Genomic DNA, 17084 nt, shown 5'->3' on the forward strand with positions numbered 1-17084 from the left:
AGGGTTAGAATTGGCAAAAGTGATCATCGAGGAAGAGGAAAAAGAATCCGGGGGCAAGGGATTTGCACGTTTCTTGTTCATAGTTACACCCATCCTGTTCACGGTAGTACTCGTTGGCGTACTGCTCACGCTGTTTAATGTGAACTTCAAGAATGAGTTTCTAAAGATCGGTAATAACATTCCGATTGTGAAAGATTGGCTTCCTGATCCGGCAGCTTCAACCAAGCAGGCAGAAAGTTCAGAAGCGACAATCAAAGGCTTGAAGGATCAAGTCTCTGAGCAGGATGCAAACCTTAAGAAAGCTAATGAAGCAGCCAAGGCTCAAGCTGATAAAGTTAAGGAGCTTCAAGCCAAGCTGGATGAAGCGAACAAAGCTGTTAGTGATCAGAAATCTCAAGATGCAGTGAAGCAGGAAAGTGATTATCAAAAAGAAGTGAAGAAATTAGCTAACCTGTACGGCTCCATGAACCCGGGTAAGGCAGCAGCAATCTTGGGTAACTTGACCACCGAAGAAACGGTCCAGATGTTGAATGCGATGAGCAATGAGAGCAAGGCGGCAATTCTGGAGAAAATGGACCCCAAGAAAGCAGCTGATGTGTCTATCCTGCTTAAAGATGCCAAACCTTCAGAGGATATGGCTATCGCAGCCCTGCAATCCCGGTTGAACAAAGGTGCAACGACAACACCGGCAGCAACAAGTTCATCAACAGGACTAAGCGATCAGGAGATCGGTCAGACATTTGCGGCAATGACTCCTGAAAATGCGGCCAAGCTGCTGCTTGAGACTAATAAGACGAGTCCGGACAAAACGTTGAAAATATTGAAATCGGTAGATGATACATCAAGATCGGAAATCCTATCAGCGATGAACGATAAGGAGCCTGCGACAGCGGCTAAAATCCTTAATAAAATGCTCAGTAAATAAAATTACGATGTTGACTCTATTGAAAGGAGGTGAAAAAGAAAATGAGCTTAATTGTGAACTCATCAGCAGGAAATGGAACATCAGCTGTGTCTGTGAACCCGAGTGGAGCCAAAACTGCACAAGCAACAACTACCCAGACGGCCCAAGGAGTACCTACTTTCAATCAGACCTTGGTCCAAATGCTGTTAAGTACTTTAGGCGGTCAAGCTACTCCTGCTCAGGCAACTGCGTCAAACGGTCAGACTACTGTAGCTGGAACAGGAACACAACCAACTATAGATCAGTCTTCAGGTGACACAACAGACCCACAAACATCCACTGTACTGGAGGATTTGGTGCAGGGAGTGAACTCACTGGATAATGCTATCGCAGCTGATCCATCCTTAATTGCAGTTTTGCAGAATTGGCTTCAGCAAATGCAGGCTTTTTTGAATCAAGCTCAGTCTGCGGATGGAAGTGAAGCAAGCGAAGGTGCTGAGGGTAATAGCCAGGAACTTCCGCTTATTGCTCAGAATGCCGACACACTTAGATTTGCGGTACAAGATGGAGTGCAGCAGCTGCTCAGCCAGCTACAAGCTCAACCTGCTCAAGTCGCTCAAACCCTGCCGCAGATTGCAGAGCTTCTTCAGTCCTTACAAACTGTAATTGCACCGGCAACTGACCTAGGCAAACAGGTTGGTAAAATGGCTGAAGATATAACTGCAATTCCAACCTCTATGGATACGGGTGCGAAATCAGGACTTCTCAAAGACCTTCTGAAATTAGCAGGTAGTCAAGCACAAACTCAAACACAGCAAGAAGATAATTCAACAGCAGCTCCGATTCTAGTATCCAAAACGTTTAAAGGGCAGCATACTCCGGCTGAAGGTGTGAAGTCTGTAAGTAGTCTATTGCAGACAGGTGAGGCGGCAGAAGAAATTACGGGACAGGATAACGGGGTTAAACCTGCGGATTCATCCTCAATCGTGACTGCTGGGCAGCTTCAAATCAGAGATTCAGGTCTGGTTCCTGCCAAGCCTCTGTCGACAGCAGTGCCTGTAGAGAAGTTTGCCAAGGAAATGAGTGGTTTTGTCGTAAGCAAGCTGGACATTGTCAAGCTTCAGGGAATGACAGAAGCTACAATCTCGCTATTCCCGGAGCATTTGGGACAGGTTGATGTCAAAATTACGATGCAAAACGGACATCTGGTCGCTCAATTTGCTACAGAACATGCTTTTGCGAAGGATTCACTTGAACAACAAATGAATCAGCTTCGGTCAGCGCTTCAATCCCAAGGCATCCAAGTTGAAAGACTCGAAGTGACGCAGAATACTTCGTTGTCCTCACATATGTACCATGATGGACGCCAACCAGGAAGCGGAGCAGGCCAAGGTGAGCAAAAGAAAAATGGCAGACAGCGTAATCTCAGTAGTGAAGATGCGGTTGCCGCAGCGGATATGACTGAGGAATGGAATGAATGGATACGTGAAGTCCGCTCGAAAGAGGAGGATTACGGAAGTTCCTTTGTAGCCAAAGCTTAGTGAAACAAACAATTCTTTTTATAAATATAAAAGGAAGGAGGCATAAACATGGCGGATATTACACCAACGAATGTAGCCTGGCCCAATTACTCTACACAGAATGTGGCCAAAGCATCATCAAAAGATAACCAGACGATGGGTAAGGATCAGTTTCTCAAAATCCTAGTTACCCAGCTCGGTAATCAAGACCCAATGCAGCCGCTTGAGGATAAGGAATTCATCGCCCAGATGGCGCAGTTCACTTCTGTAGAGCAGTTAATGAACATTTCTGGCCAATTGACAGCGATGAATCAGAATCTCGGTAACCTCTCGGGCCTTATCGGTAAGCAGGTATCCTGGATCGATACAACAGAAACCAGCGGATTTGATTTTAATACCGGAAAGCCTGTTACAACGACTACGACAGCTAATGGAATCGTGGATTCCATCGTCATCCGCGGAGGTGTTCAATACGCCAAAGTGGGCAGCAGGGAAGTTGCAATCGATAAGATTACCCAGATTAACAATGTACAAGATACCAAGGCAGCAGATGCCAATGGGGCTGGAACCATATGAGTGATCCCATCTCAGTAGGCCGCTTATATCCTGGTAAAATTCCCCCGGCTGCATCGCAGCGAAGCGTAACTGCCCCTCAAGGCGGACAGCAGGGAGCATCCTTTCAGAATATTCTGAATAACCAAATGGTGAAATTCAGTAACCACGCGGTGAAAAGGCTAGAGCAACGAGGCATTCAGCTAATGCCAGAGCAGCTGAAGAAAATCGGTTCGGCCATAGACAGTGCAGCTGCCAAAGGCTCCAAGGATTCATTAATCCTAATGAAGGACATGGCGCTCATAGTTAATGTAAATAACAGAACTGTAGTCACCGCAATGGATGGCAGCAGTATGAAGAACAATGTCTTCACTCAAATTGATAGTGCCGTAGTCATTCAATAATTCGATTATCTTGGCTGGCCCGGATTCGGAAGCCAAGCACAGCTGTGGATCGACTGAAGCAGCTTACGAGGTTCAACACTTAAGGAGGAATTTATTCATGTTAAAGTCCATGTATTCGGGTGTATCAGGTATGCGCGGTTTCCAAACCAAGCTGGATGTAATTGGTAACAACATTGCTAACGTTAATACTGTAGGTTTTAAGTCTGGACGCGTTATGTTTAAGGATATTATGAGCCAGACGGTTTCTGGGGTTACTACACCGGTTGAAGGGACCAATGGCGGAGTTAACTCCAAACAAATCGGTCTGGGAACTTCGATTGGCTCTGTAGATACACTGCACACGGGCGGAAGCGCAATGACAACGAACAATCCGCTTGATCTGCGGATTGATGGCGACGGATTCTTTGCCGTCAAGTTATCTCCAGACCAAGAGGCTCCGTTCCTTACACGTGCCGGCGACTTCCATATGGATGCAGCGCGCAACCTGGTTACTTCCGACGGTATGCTCGTACTGAGTTCCGAAGGAGCTCCTATTACGCTGGATCCTGCAACTACGGCATTTACCATCTCACAAGATGGCACGATCATTCAGAAACTGGGCGATGGAACCACGAACTCAGATATCAAAATTGGAGTAGTTAAGGTAACTAACCCTGAAGGCCTTGAGAAAGTTGGAGGCAGCTTGTACCGCTCGACGCCTAATGCCAACTTGGATGATCTTGTATACACAACAGCGAACAATGTGACTGATGGTACAGGCGCCATGGTCGCTGGACAGCTAGAAATGTCAAATGTTGATTTGACAGGAGAATTTACAGAGATGATCGTGGCTCAGCGTGGTTTCCAAGCTAACTCACGGATTATTACAACTTCTGACGAAGTTCTGCAGGAAGTTGTTAACTTGAAACGTTAATTTTAAGAACCGGGGGAGGTGAGCCCTCCTCCGGAACTTTTACTGGAGGGTCGCCATGATTGCTGTCACGCGTTTAAACGGTTCACCGATGTGGCTTAACGCACTACTGATCGAGACCGTTGAGGAAACCCCGGATACTTATGTAACTTTGGTTACAGGGAAACGGTTCATCGTATTGGAAAAGTCTGCCGAGATCATGATGCGGGTGAAGCAATATTACACTGAAATCGGCATTCATGCGGCAACTATTAAAGTGCAACAAACGGAGGAATTATTATGAAGAAAATGGCGCCATGGATAATCACGATTCTGTTGGCATTAATCCTGGTCGTGATGGCCGCCTACCTGGTAATGACAATGAATAACAAGAGTAGTTCAACAACGAGCGAGAAGCCAAAGGTAGAAGAGAAAAAGCTGAGTGCGGATGAACTCGTGAAAGTGACAAGCACCATGGAACAGGTAAAGACAAACCTGTCGGATCCGAATTATGTCGTGATTATGGACTTTGCCTTTCAATTGAATGACTCCTCGTCCAAAGAGGCATTTGATAAGATCATGAATTTCAACGCAAAATCGATCATTATCAAAACCCTTGCCGATACGAAGCCTAACGATTTAACTGGAGCTAAAGGCAAGGACCAGCTGGCCAACAAGCTGAAGAACCTGATTAATCAGACACTCCCGGAAGGGAATATTGTTCAGATCGATATTACTAACTTTATCATGTCTACTATTTAGCATATCGTGAAAGAATATAGATCCTTTTAAGGGGGTGAGATAGTTGGTAGATGTACTATCGCAGAATGAGATTGATGCCCTTCTTGCGGCACTCTCGTCCGGTGAGATGGATGCTGAAGAACTTAAAAAAGAAGACACACAGAAGAAGATCAGGGCCTATGATTTCAAAAGAGCCGTCCGGTTCTCTAAAGATCACATTCGGAGTTTGACAAGAATTCATGAGAACTTTGCCAGGTACCTTACCACCTATTTCTCCGCTCAGCTAAGAACCTTTGTCCAAATTAATGTCGTGCAGGTCGAGCAGCTGCCTTATGACGAATTCATTCGTTCCATTCCGAAAATGACAATTCTGAACATTTTCGAGGCAGAGCCGCTTGAAGGCAGAATGGTTCTGGAGGTTCATCCTAACGTGGCATATGCCATGCTGGACAGGCTGCTTGGTGGAATTGGCACCGCTCCTTCCAAGATCGCAAACCTGACAGAAATTGAGACGATCATTATGGAGCGTATTTTCAGCAGAGCTTTTGAAAGTCTGCAGGAAGCTTGGAAGACGGTCATAGATATTTCTCCGCGAATGGAAGCTCTTGAGACCAACCCGCAGTTTATGCAGATTGTGTCACCCAATGAGACAATAGCTCTTATTTCGCTCAGTACCAAAATCGGGGATACCTCGGGAATGATTAACCTTTGTATTCCTCATGTAGTAATTGAGCCAATTATGCCTAAGCTTTCCGTTCATCACTGGTTTGTCTCCCAGAAGAAATCCCGTGCACCTGAAGAAGTGGAAGCGCTGAAGCATCGAGTTAACAAAGCGAAACTGCCAATCATTGCAGAACTTGGGGAATCTCAATTGTCTATCCGCGAGTTCCTGGGACTTACGGTAGGTGACGTTATCGCACTGAACAAGCCGGTGCAGGAGGGACTTTCCATCCGGGTTGGTGAGAGATTGAAGTATATCGGCAGTCCGGGTACGATGAAAGACCGTGTCGCCATTCAAATTGATGAAATTGTCAATGAAGGAGTTGAAGGATTTGACGAGTAAAGACTATTTGTCCCAGGAAGAAATTGATGCCCTGCTGAAACAGGCTGGACAGAGTGGATCTGAATCTGATGAAAAGACGGTTGATGATTATCTGTCCGCACTGGAACAAGACGCCTTGGGTGAGATCGGGAATATCACCTTTGGAAGTGCCGCAACCGCATTGTCCACACTGCTCAGCATGAAAGTGGATATCACGACTCCGAAAGTTTCAATTATTACCAGAGAACGTTTTGAAGCTGAGTTTCCCAAGCCTCATGTAGCAGTTCATGTCACTTATGTGGCTGGATTTGAAGGGATCAACTCTTTGGTTATCAAGACTAGAGATGCCCAAGTTATTGCGGATCTGATGCTTGGAGGCAATGGAAATCCTGCCGACGAGGAACTCAACGAGATTCATGTCAGTGCCGTGCAAGAAGCGATGAATCAAATGATGGGATCCTCCGCGACATCCATGTCGACGATCTTCAACCGGTTCGTTAATATTTCGCCTCCGGGAATCGACATTCTGAACACGTCAAGTGGAGATGGGGTAAGCAACCTTCCGCCCGATGAAACGCTTATAAAAATATCATTTAGGCTAACCATCGGAGATTTGATTGATTCGACGATCATGCAGCTTCTTCCGGTACAATTTGCTAAAGATATGGTCAACAGCCTTATTGGTGGTGGAGCGCAAGAACCTGCACCTGCTCAAAAGGAAAGTGCACCTGCCGCGGAAGCAGCACCTGCGCCTGTACATCAGCCGCCTGTCCAACAGCAGCCGCCAGCACCTATGCATCCGCCTGCCCAGCAGCAGCCTATGCATCAGCAGCAGCCGCCAGTTCAGCCGCCTTACCAGGCTCCATATCAGCAGGGAATGCCGCCTCAGCAGGATTACTACCCAGGGCCGCATTACCCGCAGGAAAGGCCTTATGCAGAGCCTCAGCATTATGGAGGTGTACCGAACCGGAATTATAATGTGCAGCCAGTTCAATTCTCAAACCTACAAGCCCCTTCAATGGCGCATGTAGATGAAAATAATTTGAACTTACTGATGGACATTCCCCTTAAAGTCACCGTAGAATTAGGTAGGACCCAAAAACAAATAAAGGATATCCTAGAACTCTCACAAGGATCCATTATAGAACTAGACAAACTAGCTGGTGAACCTGTCGACATCCTGGTAAACAACAAACTAATTGCCAAAGGTGAAGTAGTCGTAATTGATGAGAATTTCGGCGTACGCGTCACAGATATAGTAAGCCAGTGGGACCGCATTCAAAAATTACAATAGAGAAGGTTAGGGAGGATTTAAATCAATGGCAAATCGAATTCTTATCGTGGACGATGCTGCATTTATGCGTATGATGATCAGAGACATTCTGACTAAAAATGGTTTTGAGGTAGTGGGTGAAGCACAAGATGGAGCACAAGCGATTGAAAAATATAAAGAGCTTCGTCCTGATCTAATTACTATGGACATCACCATGCCTGAAATGGATGGAATTGCTGCTCTTAAAGAAATCAAAAAAATGGACGCCGGAGCTAAGGTTATTATGTGTTCCGCAATGGGCCAGCAGGCAATGGTTATTGACGCTATCCAAGCGGGTGCAAAAGACTTTATCGTTAAGCCGTTCCAATCGGACCGTGTTGTTGAAGCAATCAACAAAACGCTGGGTGTGTAGGATAGGCCTATGAACCTGGCCATTTCAGACCAGAAAGGCTTCGACAGCAGTAATTTCTATTCCAGCCTAATTACGGTTATTGTTGTTCTGGCTGTCATTATTGTTCTGATTGTTCTTTTAATCCGCTTTTTAGGAAGACGCAACCGATTTTTCTCCAAGACCCGCTCTATAAGAACGGTGGGAGCCGTTGGACTTGGTCCCAATAAATCTCTTCAGGTAATTGAGATCGGAAACACCGTTTATCTGATCGGCGTGGGCGAAGATATTTCCCTGCTGGATAAGATTTCTGATCCTGATGAGGTTGAAGTTCTGCTTAGCTCCTTTGAAGAGGAGACGCCGGAATTCGGAAACCTCACATCCGCCCTGTCCGGCTTAGTATCCCGGTTCCGCAAGGAGCCTCCATCCGAGGGTGAGGAACTGGTAGAGACGCCTTTTCATGAGGTGTTCGAATCCAAGCTTCGCAAGCTGCCCAATCGGAAGCAGCAAATGGAAGAATTGCTGCAGGACGAACAAACTAAAGATCGGTAGAGGGTTCAATGAAGAAAAAGGTCATTATTGTCGCTTTACTTATGATGCTTCTAAGTATCTTTTCCACTACGATAGCTTCTGCAGCTGATCCGATACCTAATATCAGTGTCCAAGTCGGAAATTCAGACGGGAGCAAACCTAGCACAAGTTCTCTATCTATCTTATTGCTCATTACTATACTCAGTGTGGCTCCGGCCATACTGGTATTAATGACAAGCTTCACCCGGATTGTCATTGTCCTAGGATTTGTAAGAAGTGCGTTAGGTACTCAGCAGATGCCGCCGAACCAGGTGCTTGTAGGTCTTGCGTTATTCTTGACGCTGTTTGTTATGAGCCCGACGCTGTCTCAGATTAATGATGTAGCGCTTCAACCGTATTTAAAGGGTGAGATTACCCAGACGGCAGCCCTTGAGAAAGCGGCTGTACCGATGAAGAAGTTCATGTATTCTCATACAAGGAACAAGGATTTACAGTTATTTATGAGCTATACGAAGACTGAAAAGCCTAAAAGCTACGAAGATATTCCGATAACAGTTCTTGTTCCGGCCTACGCGATCAGCGAACTGAAAACAGCTTTTCAAATGGGATTCATGATATTTATACCTTTTCTAATTATAGATATGGTAGTTTCAAGTACGCTCATGGCGATGGGAATGATGATGCTCCCTCCAGTAATGATATCACTGCCATTTAAGATCCTGCTCTTTGTGCTTGTTGACGGATGGTATTTGGTCGTCAAGTCTCTGCTTATGAGCTTTGGCACATGACAAACAAGGCAGTCTTTCGGCGTATATCACACTAAGTAAACAAGGGGGACGGTTATGAGTTCGGAGTTTATTATAGGATTGGCCGGACAAGCCGTTTATACCGTTTTGGAAGTCAGCGCACCTATGCTGATTTTAGGTTTGGTGGTAGGTTTGATTATTAGTATATTTCAAGCTACTACTCAGATCCAAGAGCAGACGCTTGCCTTTGTTCCAAAAATTGTTGCTGTCCTGTTGGCACTCTTGTTGTTCGGTCCTTGGATTTTAACTACACTGGTTGACTTTACCTCTGGAATACTAAGTAATTTGTCCAGTTATATCGGTTAACCAGCATGAACATGGATATGTTGCTGCAGGGGTTTTCTGTTTTTTTGCTAATCTTTTGTCGAATTGCATCGTTTTTTGTGGTAGCTCCGATCTTTGCTTCACGGTCGGTGCCAGGGACGTTCAAAATCGGCTTATCTGCTATGGTCGCTTTAATTGTCTATTTAGTAAGTGGATTTAATCAGACGGTTCCTGTGGACTTAACCTTTTTTCTCTTTATTGTCCGGGAAATACTGATCGGTTTATTAATGGGGTATGTGGCTTCTCTTATGTTTTCAGTCATTCAAATGGCAGGGGCCTTTATTGATATCCAAATTGGATTCAGTATTGCCAATGTCATAGATCCAATGACGGGGGCTTCTGCCCCAATGATCAGTAATTTTAAATACATGGTGGCCACGCTGCTTTTTCTAAGTATTAACGGACACCATTATCTGCTTCAAGCCATCATGCGAAGTTATGATTGGATTCCGCTGAACAATGATTTTTTTAGCAGGATATACAGCGGTAGTTTGTCCGAGTTCTTACTCAGAACATTTAGCGAGTCTTTCATTCTGGCATTTCAGATGTCGGCACCGCTTGTAGTTGCGTTGTTTCTGACAGATGTAGCCTTGGGATTTCTGGCAAGAACAGCACCGCAGTTTAACGTTTTTGTTATTGGCGTTCCCCTGAAGATTATTGTGGGTTTGCTGCTGCTATTACTGCTCATGCCCAGCCTTATCTATGCATTTGAGTATTTGTTTCAGGTGATGTTCAAGTCGCTTGAGAATCTGATGGCCGCAATTGGCCAGAGACCGGGTTAAGCAAGGAGGGAGTTACTTGCAGTTCAGGTACGCACTCGACCTGCAGCTATTCGCTGACGACAAAACAGAGAAGGCAACGCCGAAGAAACGGCAGGATGCCCGCAAAAAGGGTCAGGTAGCCAAAAGCATGGATATTTCGGGGGCGATGATCCTGCTTACTTCCTTTCTATGTTTAATGGCCTTTGGAGGATTTCTCAAAACTAGAATTATTGCGTTATACACCGATGTATTCATTAACCGGTTGACCATGGATGTAACGAAAGAGAATGTTATGACCCTGCTCGGCGATTATGGTGTGCAGATTCTGCTAATGCTTGCGCCGGTGTTTGTGGTTGTTATTATAGTTGGATTGGTCGCGAACTATGCCCAAATTGGTTTTATGCTAAATGGAGAAGGCTTGAAGATGAAATTTAACAAGCTGGATCCGATAAAAGGTTTTAAAAATATTTTCTCTATGAAATCTTTCGTAGAGTTCCTCAAATCGATACTTAAACTAACCGTAATCTGCTATCTGGTCTACACGACTATCTGGGGAGCCAGAGGCGATATTGCCAAGCTTGGCCAGCTTCCAGTGGAAGATACCTTTTCATTTGCAGTTAAATTAACACTTGAATTAGGAATTAAGACCGCAGTAGGGTTGTTTGTTCTAGCAATCCTGGATTTTATTTATCAGAAATACGAGCATGAGAAGAGCTTGAAGATGTCAAAACAGGACATCAAGGATGAGTATAAGAAAATGGAAGGCGATCCGCAGATCAAAGGGAAGATCCGTGAAAGACAGCGCCATATGGCGATGCAGCGTATGATGCAGGAAGTACCCAAAGCGGACGTTATTATCACAAACCCGACTCACTTCGCGGTAGCGTTGAAGTATGACGGTACTCAGATGGAGGCGCCTCAAGTTGTTGCTAAAGGACAGGATTTTGTCGCACTTCGAATCAGGGAGATCGCGAAAGATAATGGGGTTACAATTATGGAAAACAAGCCGCTGGCACGAGCTTTGTTTCAACGATCAGAGATCGGGGACAGTATTCCCGCAGATTTGTTCCAAGCCGTTGCTGAAGTATTGGCCTATGTATATAAGCTTAAAGGGAAAGTCAAATAAACCAGAATGGGAGGCGGGGAGAGCATGAAAATAAAAGATATTTCGGTATTGCTCGGTATTATCGGTATCGTACTTATGATGATCCTCCCGATCCCGACCTGGCTGCTTGATGTTCTTCTAGTGATCAACATTTCACTGGCTATGATGATTCTTCTTGTAGCCATGAATACCAAAGAGGCTTTGCAGTTCTCCATCTTCCCGGCCATGCTGCTGATTACCACCTTGTTCCGCTTGGCTCTTAACGTTTCGACAACCAAGTTGATTCTTGGACAAGCCGAGGCGGGCCATGTGGTTGCCACTTTCGGCAGCTGGGTATCTCAAGGTCAGCCCGTAGTCGGCTTTATCGTGTTCCTGATTCTCGTTGTCGTACAGTTCATAGTTATTACTAAAGGTTCTGAACGTGTCGCTGAGGTAGGAGCACGCTTCACCTTGGATGCGATGCCAGGTAAGCAGATGAGTATTGACGCCGATTTGAATGCGGGTCTTATCAATGAACAGCAGGCTAGAGAACGCCGCCGCAAAATCGAACGTGAAGCTGACTTTTACGGGGCTATGGACGGGGCGAGTAAGTTCGTAAAAGGGGATGCCATTGCAGGCATCATCATTCTCGTCATTAACCTGATTGGTGGTTTCATTATTGGAGTTGCGATGCACGGAATGTCTTTTATGGACGCCCTCTCAACGTATTCTCTCCTTACCATCGGGGATGGTCTTGTCAGTCAAATCCCGGCTCTGCTTATTTCCACTTCAGCGGGTCTTATCGTAACCCGTGCTTCTTCAGAAGGGAACTTGGCAGATGATATTACCGGACAGCTCTTTATTTATCCGAAATTAATCTATATTGTTGCAGGAACCATTACTGCACTTGGATTATTCACACCGATTGGGATTTTCTCCACCGTGCCCCTTGCAGGTCTTCTGGCTTATGCCGCATGGCGAATGCAGAACAATATGAATCAGCGCCAGGTTGCTCAAGAACAGCAAGAGGAGGAACAGCAGATCGAAGAGGTGCGCAGTCCAGAAAGTGTGATCAACCTTCTTCAAGTAGATCCTATTGAATTTGAATTCGGATATGGCCTTATACCGCTGGCAGACACTCAGCAGGGCGGGGATTTGCTTGACCGGATAATTATGATCCGCAGACAGTGTGCGCTGGAAATGGGACTTGTAGTGCCTGTTATTCGGATCCGTGACAATATTCAGCTTAGACCTAACGAATATGTGATTAAGATAAAAGGAAATACCGTGGGAGGCGGCGAGCTGCTGCTTAATCATTACCTGGCGATGAGTCCAGGCTATGATGATGATACCATCACCGGTATAGAGACACAGGAGCCAGCGTTTGGGCTGCCGGCTCTCTGGATTGATGAACCTACCAAGGAACGTGCCGAGTTATCCGGCTATACTGTCGTTGACCCGCCTTCGGTAGTTGCTACTCACTTAACGGAAATGATCAAGAGACATGCACATGAGCTGCTTGGCCGTCAGGAGACGAAGACTCTTATCGACAATCTCAAGGACAATTATCCTATTCTTGTGGATGATCTTATCCCATCTGTTCTCTCTGTGGGAGATGTTCAGAAGGTTCTGGCCAAGCTGCTTAGAGAGAAGATTTCTATACGTGATATGGTGACGATATTTGAGACCCTTGCGGATTACGGTACCTACACGAAGGATCCAGATGTGCTCACAGAATATGTAAGACAGGCACTCTCCAGGCAGATCACCCAGCAGTTCACCCAGAATGGAGAGACCATGCGGGTGATCACCGTAGGACCTACTCTTGAGAAAAAGATTGCTGAAAGTGTTCAGCAGTCGGATCAAGGCAGCTACCTGGCTCTAGATCCGCTATCTACACAGACGGTATACCAGAAGCTGACTGAACAGATAAATAGACTGATTCAGTCAGGTCAACAGCCGATTGTTCTTACATCTCCAACGATTCGAATGTATTTGCGCCAGGTTATTGAGCGGACGATGCAGGACATCCCCGTCCTGTCGTATAGCGAACTGGAGCCGAATGTTGAAATTCAAAGTGTCGGAGTGGTGAATCTATGAGAGTAAAGAGATATATCGTCGAGACAATGCCCGATGCGATGCAGAAGATTAGAACTGAGCTTGGTAAGGATGCAGTGATTTTAAGTACCAAGGAGATGAAGATTGGCGGGTTCCTTGGCATGTTTCAGAAGAAAAGGATCGAGGTTATTGCAGCTACTGAATCGGGTGAATCAGCCCAACAGTCAGACAGCAAGCCCCGTCAAGCCGCCTATCCTGCCACTGTAGCAAGCCCAGCGCCTGTAGCGAGGGCTAGTGTACCTGCTGCTTATCGGAAATCTGCACAGATTATCACGGATGAACGTAAAGATCAGCTTGTCCATGTCGCCGCGCCCGTCCGCACGGCCGACTCACCAGCTGTAAGGAATCAGCTTGAGAGACAGGAAGTCTCGCCCGAAGAGTTAATGGATACCCAGATTAACGTAGCCTCCGAGGAAATGACTGGAACGAAGTTAGCAGTATCCCAGTCAGCCAAAGAGACCGCTGCAGCAGGTTACAAGGATGATCGTCTATTCGAGGAAATCCAGCAGATGAAAGCGATGATGAGTAAGCTGGCTTCCCGTGATCATGGCGAGCAGGAGCTTCCAGAAGCCTTGATCGAAATTCAGCATCGTTTGACGGAGCAGGGTGTTTCTTCGGAACTAGTGGAGGAATGGATCTCTAACGCGTTCCTGCAGTGGACGGATGAGGGACCCATAGACGAAGAGGCGGCCGTAAGACTTGTTCGGGAGCAAATCCTCAACTTTTTAGACGGGAGAATTGGCTCAGGCATTTCAGACAGCAGCCGAATCGTATATATTGCCGGCCCTACGGGGGTAGGCAAGACGACCACCATTGCGAAGCTTGCCGCCGACCAAATTTTCCGCCGACAAAAGAAGGTTGGATTTATCACTGCTGATACTTACCGGATCTCCGCGATCGAGCAGCTTAGGACGTACGCTTCGATTTTGAATGTACCTATTGAAGTGGTTCAGTCTCCCGGTGATGTACACCGCGCTGTTCAGAGGTTCCAGCATTGCGACCTCATCTTTATGGACACAGCCGGACGTAATTACTTGAATGAGCTGTTCGTAGCCGAGCTTCACAGCCTGCTGAGCCGGGATGAACAAAGTGAAACCTACTTGGTGCTAAGCCTAACTTCCAAGAGTCGGGATATGAAGAAAATCACAGATAACTTCAGCCGTTATGGATTAGATAAAGTTATATTCACTAAATTGGATGAAACGGATACCTGCGGTCCTATGTTTAACCTGATTCGCGAGTATCCGCTTGAGCTTACTTATTTGACCAATGGGCAGAATGTTCCGGATGACCTACTTACCGCCACACCTGAGTTGTTGGTTCAAGAGCTCCTGGGAGAGCGAAGACAATGAACGATCAGGCCGAATCTCTCAGACAATTAGTATCGTCCATGGAGCAGCAGGAACAACAGAGGACCCCAAGAAGTGCGCGAATTATTACAGTCAGCAGTGGAAAAGGGGGAGTTGGCAAGTCCAATTTCACGTTGAACTTCTGCCTTGCCTTAAAAGCTCTTAACAAGAAGGTTCTACTATTTGACGCAGACATCGGAATGGCGAATATTGATGTGTTGATGGGGGTAAGGCCAAGATATAATCTCTACCATTTATTAAAAGGTGAGAAGAATATCCGTGAGATCATGGAGCATGGAATGGACTCTCTTCCTTTTATTCCTGGAGGATCCGGCCTGGCCGATCTGTTCACGTTATCTGACTCAGATCTGAACTATTTTACAGAGCAGATTGAAGAAATTTCCGATGAAATGGATTACATTGTTTTTGATACGGGTGCGGGATTGTCGAAAGAAACTTTGAAATTTATAACTGCTGCTGATGAGTGCCTTGTTGTAACAACGCCGGAGCCAACTTCCATAACGGATGCATATGCGCTGATTAAAGTAGTTGGCGGTATGGAAGAGGCAGTTCCATTCCAATTGATGATTAACCGGGTTGAGAATGAGAAGGAAGCTCGGCAGGTTGCTGACAAAATATCTCTGGTCGCCCGTAAGTTCCTGGATATTGAAATACCGATGCTCGGATTTATGAGTGATGATAACCATGTGGTACAAGCCGTAAAAAAACAAGTTCCTTTTTCTGTAGCTTATCCTAACTGTAACGCCTCTCGTGATATACAAAGGCTTGCCGCCAATTATATTGCGAATGGCACAATGCAAGATGCAGGTACCTTGACTGGAATCAAAGGATTTTTACACAAATGGCTAAAACGGACAAAATGATTCTTCATGATGGGAACAGGAGGAACAAGACATGAGGCCTTATCGCATTTTAGTAGTTGACGATTCGGCATTTATGCGAAAGATTATCTCGGATTTGATTGAGCAGGACCCTCAGCTTAAAGTAGAGGGCACAGCTCAAAACGGGCAAGAGGCAATTAAACGCATTGCAGAATTACAGCCTGATCTTGTCACCATGGACGTGGAAATGCCGGAGATGAACGGGCTTGAGGCACTTCGGCAAATAATGGCAGACAAGCCACTTCCGGTTATTATGCTGTCTGGTATTAATGAAGAAGGCATGCGGGAGACGATCATGGCACTTGAGCTTGGCGCATTCGACTTCATCCGTAAACCTTCAATGACAACAAGTTCACAAGGTGTTGATGAAGTCGGAAAGGCGCTTCGGGAGCAGATCGTAACCGCTATGCAAGCGCAAGAACGCAGGGAAGCAAGAATTGCCGCAGACTTAGCGATATTGGCGAAGCCATTAACCACCCAAGAACCTTTAAAGTCTCCGCCTACCTCATCTGGCAAGTCTGTCTCTAGGAACGAGACCGTCAAAGAGAGGCCGCTTAAAGATAGCCCGGAACAAGTAGCGAATCCGCTGCTGGGCAAATCCCAGACCAAGGCGCAGCCGGGGACTAGATCGGGAGGTCTGGCGAATCTGGGCAAGAGGGGACAGAATCGTGAGCAAACCGGGTTGTCTGGCACACCTGCAAATAACCCTGCTCAAAACCATGCAACAAACTTAAAGCCTATGCCGTCTAAAGAGGCGCATGAACGGATATCGGCAATAAGCAGGCCACCAGCTGCAGGCGATGTGGCAAACGTTAGAGGGAATACGAATTCCCATGACGGTAAGAAGGCTGAGCGTGAAGCAGTCGGAAGACAAGAACACAGATCAACAATTCACCAAAGTTCCAGCGGCTATACCGATATCGTAGCAATCGGATGTTCAACCGGCGGCCCTAAGGCATTAAAGACACTGCTGGAAATGATACCAGCTGACTTCCCGGCTCCCATAGTGATTGTTCAGCATATGCCGCCCAATTTTACTCACTCTCTGGCACAGCGTCTAAACAGCCTGAGCCCGCTTCATGTAGTTGAAGCTGAGGAAGGAATGGAGCTTCAAAAAGGGTGGGCATATATTGCCCCCGGCGGCTTTCATATCACAGTTAAGCCATCAAGTGGCGACGGATACCGGATAGCTCTGAATAAAGATGACTTACGCAATGGTCACAGGCCGTCTGCTGATGTCTTGTACGAGTCACTTCAGCCACTGGAGTCCCTTAAGCGGCATATTGTTCTAATGACAGGTATGGGAAGCGATGGAGCGAGAGTCATGAAACAGTTATATGACGCGGGAGTGACTTCTACATTTGCAGAGAGTGAAGAAACTTGTGTCGTGTATGGAATGCCGCGGTCCGCGGTGGAATTGAAGTGCGTGAGTCATGTATTACCGCTGTATGATATAGCTCCGAAGCTTATACAAGTAGTGAAATAACGGGAAGTTA

At 46.2% G+C, this 17084-nt stretch carries 19 protein-coding genes; all 19 read left to right on the forward strand.

The genetic code is table 11. From position 1 onward, the window contains the following. The first annotated feature begins 19 nt into the window (after positions 1 to 19). The 19 genes from EJP77_RS12880 to EJP77_RS12970 all read left to right on the forward strand — a co-directional run bounded on the left by EJP77_RS12880 (position 20) and on the right by EJP77_RS12970 (position 17074). Positions 20 to 925: a MotE family protein gene (locus tag EJP77_RS12880; protein WP_342773016.1), complete on the forward strand. Its 906-nt coding sequence runs from the start codon at positions 20 to 22 to the stop codon at positions 923 to 925. A 41-nt stretch (positions 926 to 966) separates the two neighbouring features. Beyond that, a complete protein-coding gene (locus EJP77_RS12885) occupies positions 967 to 2445 on the forward strand; it encodes a flagellar hook-length control protein FliK (protein ID WP_127199661.1) in 1479 nt (492 codons plus the stop codon). A gap of 48 nt (positions 2446 to 2493) precedes the next feature. Continuing rightward, positions 2494 to 3000: a flagellar hook capping FlgD N-terminal domain-containing protein gene (locus tag EJP77_RS12890; RefSeq protein WP_127199662.1), complete on the forward strand. Its 507-nt coding sequence runs from the start codon at positions 2494 to 2496 to the stop codon at positions 2998 to 3000. Then, positions 2997 to 3380, forward strand: a complete 384-nt coding sequence (locus EJP77_RS12895; RefSeq protein WP_127199663.1) for a TIGR02530 family flagellar biosynthesis protein — start codon at positions 2997 to 2999, stop codon at positions 3378 to 3380. Before EJP77_RS12890 ends, EJP77_RS12895 begins: the two co-directional genes overlap by 4 nt. 97 nt (positions 3381 to 3477) lie before the next feature. Then, entirely contained in the window at positions 3478 to 4293 is an 816-nt protein-coding gene (locus EJP77_RS12900; protein WP_127199664.1) for a flagellar hook-basal body complex protein, read from the forward strand. A 55-nt stretch (positions 4294 to 4348) separates the two neighbouring features. Beyond that, a complete protein-coding gene (locus tag EJP77_RS12905) occupies positions 4349 to 4573 on the forward strand; it encodes a flagellar FlbD family protein (RefSeq protein WP_127199665.1) in 225 nt (74 codons plus the stop codon). Further along, positions 4570 to 5031, forward strand: a complete 462-nt coding sequence (locus EJP77_RS12910; RefSeq protein WP_127199666.1) for a flagellar basal body-associated FliL family protein — start codon at positions 4570 to 4572, stop codon at positions 5029 to 5031. Before EJP77_RS12905 ends, EJP77_RS12910 begins: the two co-directional genes overlap by 4 nt. Positions 5032 to 5074: 43 nt before the next feature. Continuing rightward, positions 5075 to 6073, forward strand: a complete 999-nt coding sequence (fliM, locus tag EJP77_RS12915; RefSeq protein ID WP_127199667.1) for a flagellar motor switch protein FliM — start codon at positions 5075 to 5077, stop codon at positions 6071 to 6073. Next, positions 6063 to 7346 carry a flagellar motor switch phosphatase FliY gene (gene fliY, locus EJP77_RS12920; RefSeq protein WP_127199668.1) on the forward strand — a complete coding sequence of 428 codons (1284 nt, stop codon included), beginning with the start codon at positions 6063 to 6065 and terminating at the stop codon, positions 7344 to 7346. Before fliM ends, fliY begins: the two co-directional genes overlap by 11 nt. A 25-nt stretch (positions 7347 to 7371) precedes the next feature. Next, positions 7372 to 7737, forward strand: a complete 366-nt coding sequence (locus EJP77_RS12925) for a response regulator (RefSeq protein ID WP_068619324.1) — start codon at positions 7372 to 7374, stop codon at positions 7735 to 7737. A 9-nt stretch (positions 7738 to 7746) separates the two neighbouring features. Beyond that, the gene (locus EJP77_RS12930) at positions 7747 to 8265 is read left to right on the forward strand and encodes a flagellar biosynthetic protein FliO (RefSeq protein WP_127199669.1); all 519 of its coding nucleotides are present in this window, start codon (positions 7747 to 7749) and stop codon (positions 8263 to 8265) included. A gap of 8 nt (positions 8266 to 8273) precedes the next feature. Next, positions 8274 to 9032: a flagellar type III secretion system pore protein FliP gene (fliP, locus tag EJP77_RS12935; protein WP_127199670.1), complete on the forward strand. Its 759-nt coding sequence runs from the start codon at positions 8274 to 8276 to the stop codon at positions 9030 to 9032. A gap of 54 nt (positions 9033 to 9086) precedes the next feature. Then, positions 9087 to 9356, forward strand: a complete 270-nt coding sequence (gene fliQ / locus EJP77_RS12940; RefSeq protein WP_127199671.1) for a flagellar biosynthesis protein FliQ — start codon at positions 9087 to 9089, stop codon at positions 9354 to 9356. An 11-nt stretch (positions 9357 to 9367) separates the two neighbouring features. Continuing rightward, the gene (gene fliR / locus EJP77_RS12945; RefSeq protein ID WP_127199862.1) at positions 9368 to 10156 is read left to right on the forward strand and encodes a flagellar biosynthetic protein FliR; all 789 of its coding nucleotides are present in this window, start codon (positions 9368 to 9370) and stop codon (positions 10154 to 10156) included. 16 nt (positions 10157 to 10172) lie between these two features. Beyond that, on the forward strand, positions 10173 to 11261 hold the full coding sequence (flhB, locus tag EJP77_RS12950; RefSeq protein ID WP_127199672.1) for a flagellar biosynthesis protein FlhB: 1089 nt from the start codon (positions 10173 to 10175) through the stop codon (positions 11259 to 11261). Between the two features lie 24 nt (positions 11262 to 11285). Then, positions 11286 to 13319 (forward strand): flagellar biosynthesis protein FlhA, encoded by a 2034-nt coding sequence (flhA, locus tag EJP77_RS12955; protein WP_127199673.1) that lies wholly within the window; start codon positions 11286 to 11288, stop codon positions 13317 to 13319. Then, positions 13316 to 14689, forward strand: coding sequence for a flagellar biosynthesis GTPase FlhF (gene flhF, locus EJP77_RS12960; protein WP_127199674.1), 1374 nt, complete (start codon positions 13316 to 13318; stop codon positions 14687 to 14689). The genes flhA and flhF overlap by 4 nt, the downstream gene beginning before the upstream one ends. Beyond that, entirely contained in the window at positions 14686 to 15570 is an 885-nt protein-coding gene (locus tag EJP77_RS12965; RefSeq protein WP_127199675.1) for a MinD/ParA family protein, read from the forward strand. Before flhF ends, EJP77_RS12965 begins: the two co-directional genes overlap by 4 nt. Positions 15571 to 15601: 31 nt before the next feature. Continuing rightward, positions 15602 to 17074, forward strand: coding sequence for a protein-glutamate methylesterase/protein-glutamine glutaminase (locus tag EJP77_RS12970; protein WP_127199676.1), 1473 nt, complete (start codon positions 15602 to 15604; stop codon positions 17072 to 17074). The last annotated feature ends 10 nt before the right edge of the window (positions 17075 to 17084 follow it).

The organism is Paenibacillus zeisoli (assembly GCF_003994465.1).
Taxonomy (GTDB): domain Bacteria; phylum Bacillota; class Bacilli; order Paenibacillales; family Paenibacillaceae; genus Fontibacillus; species Fontibacillus zeisoli.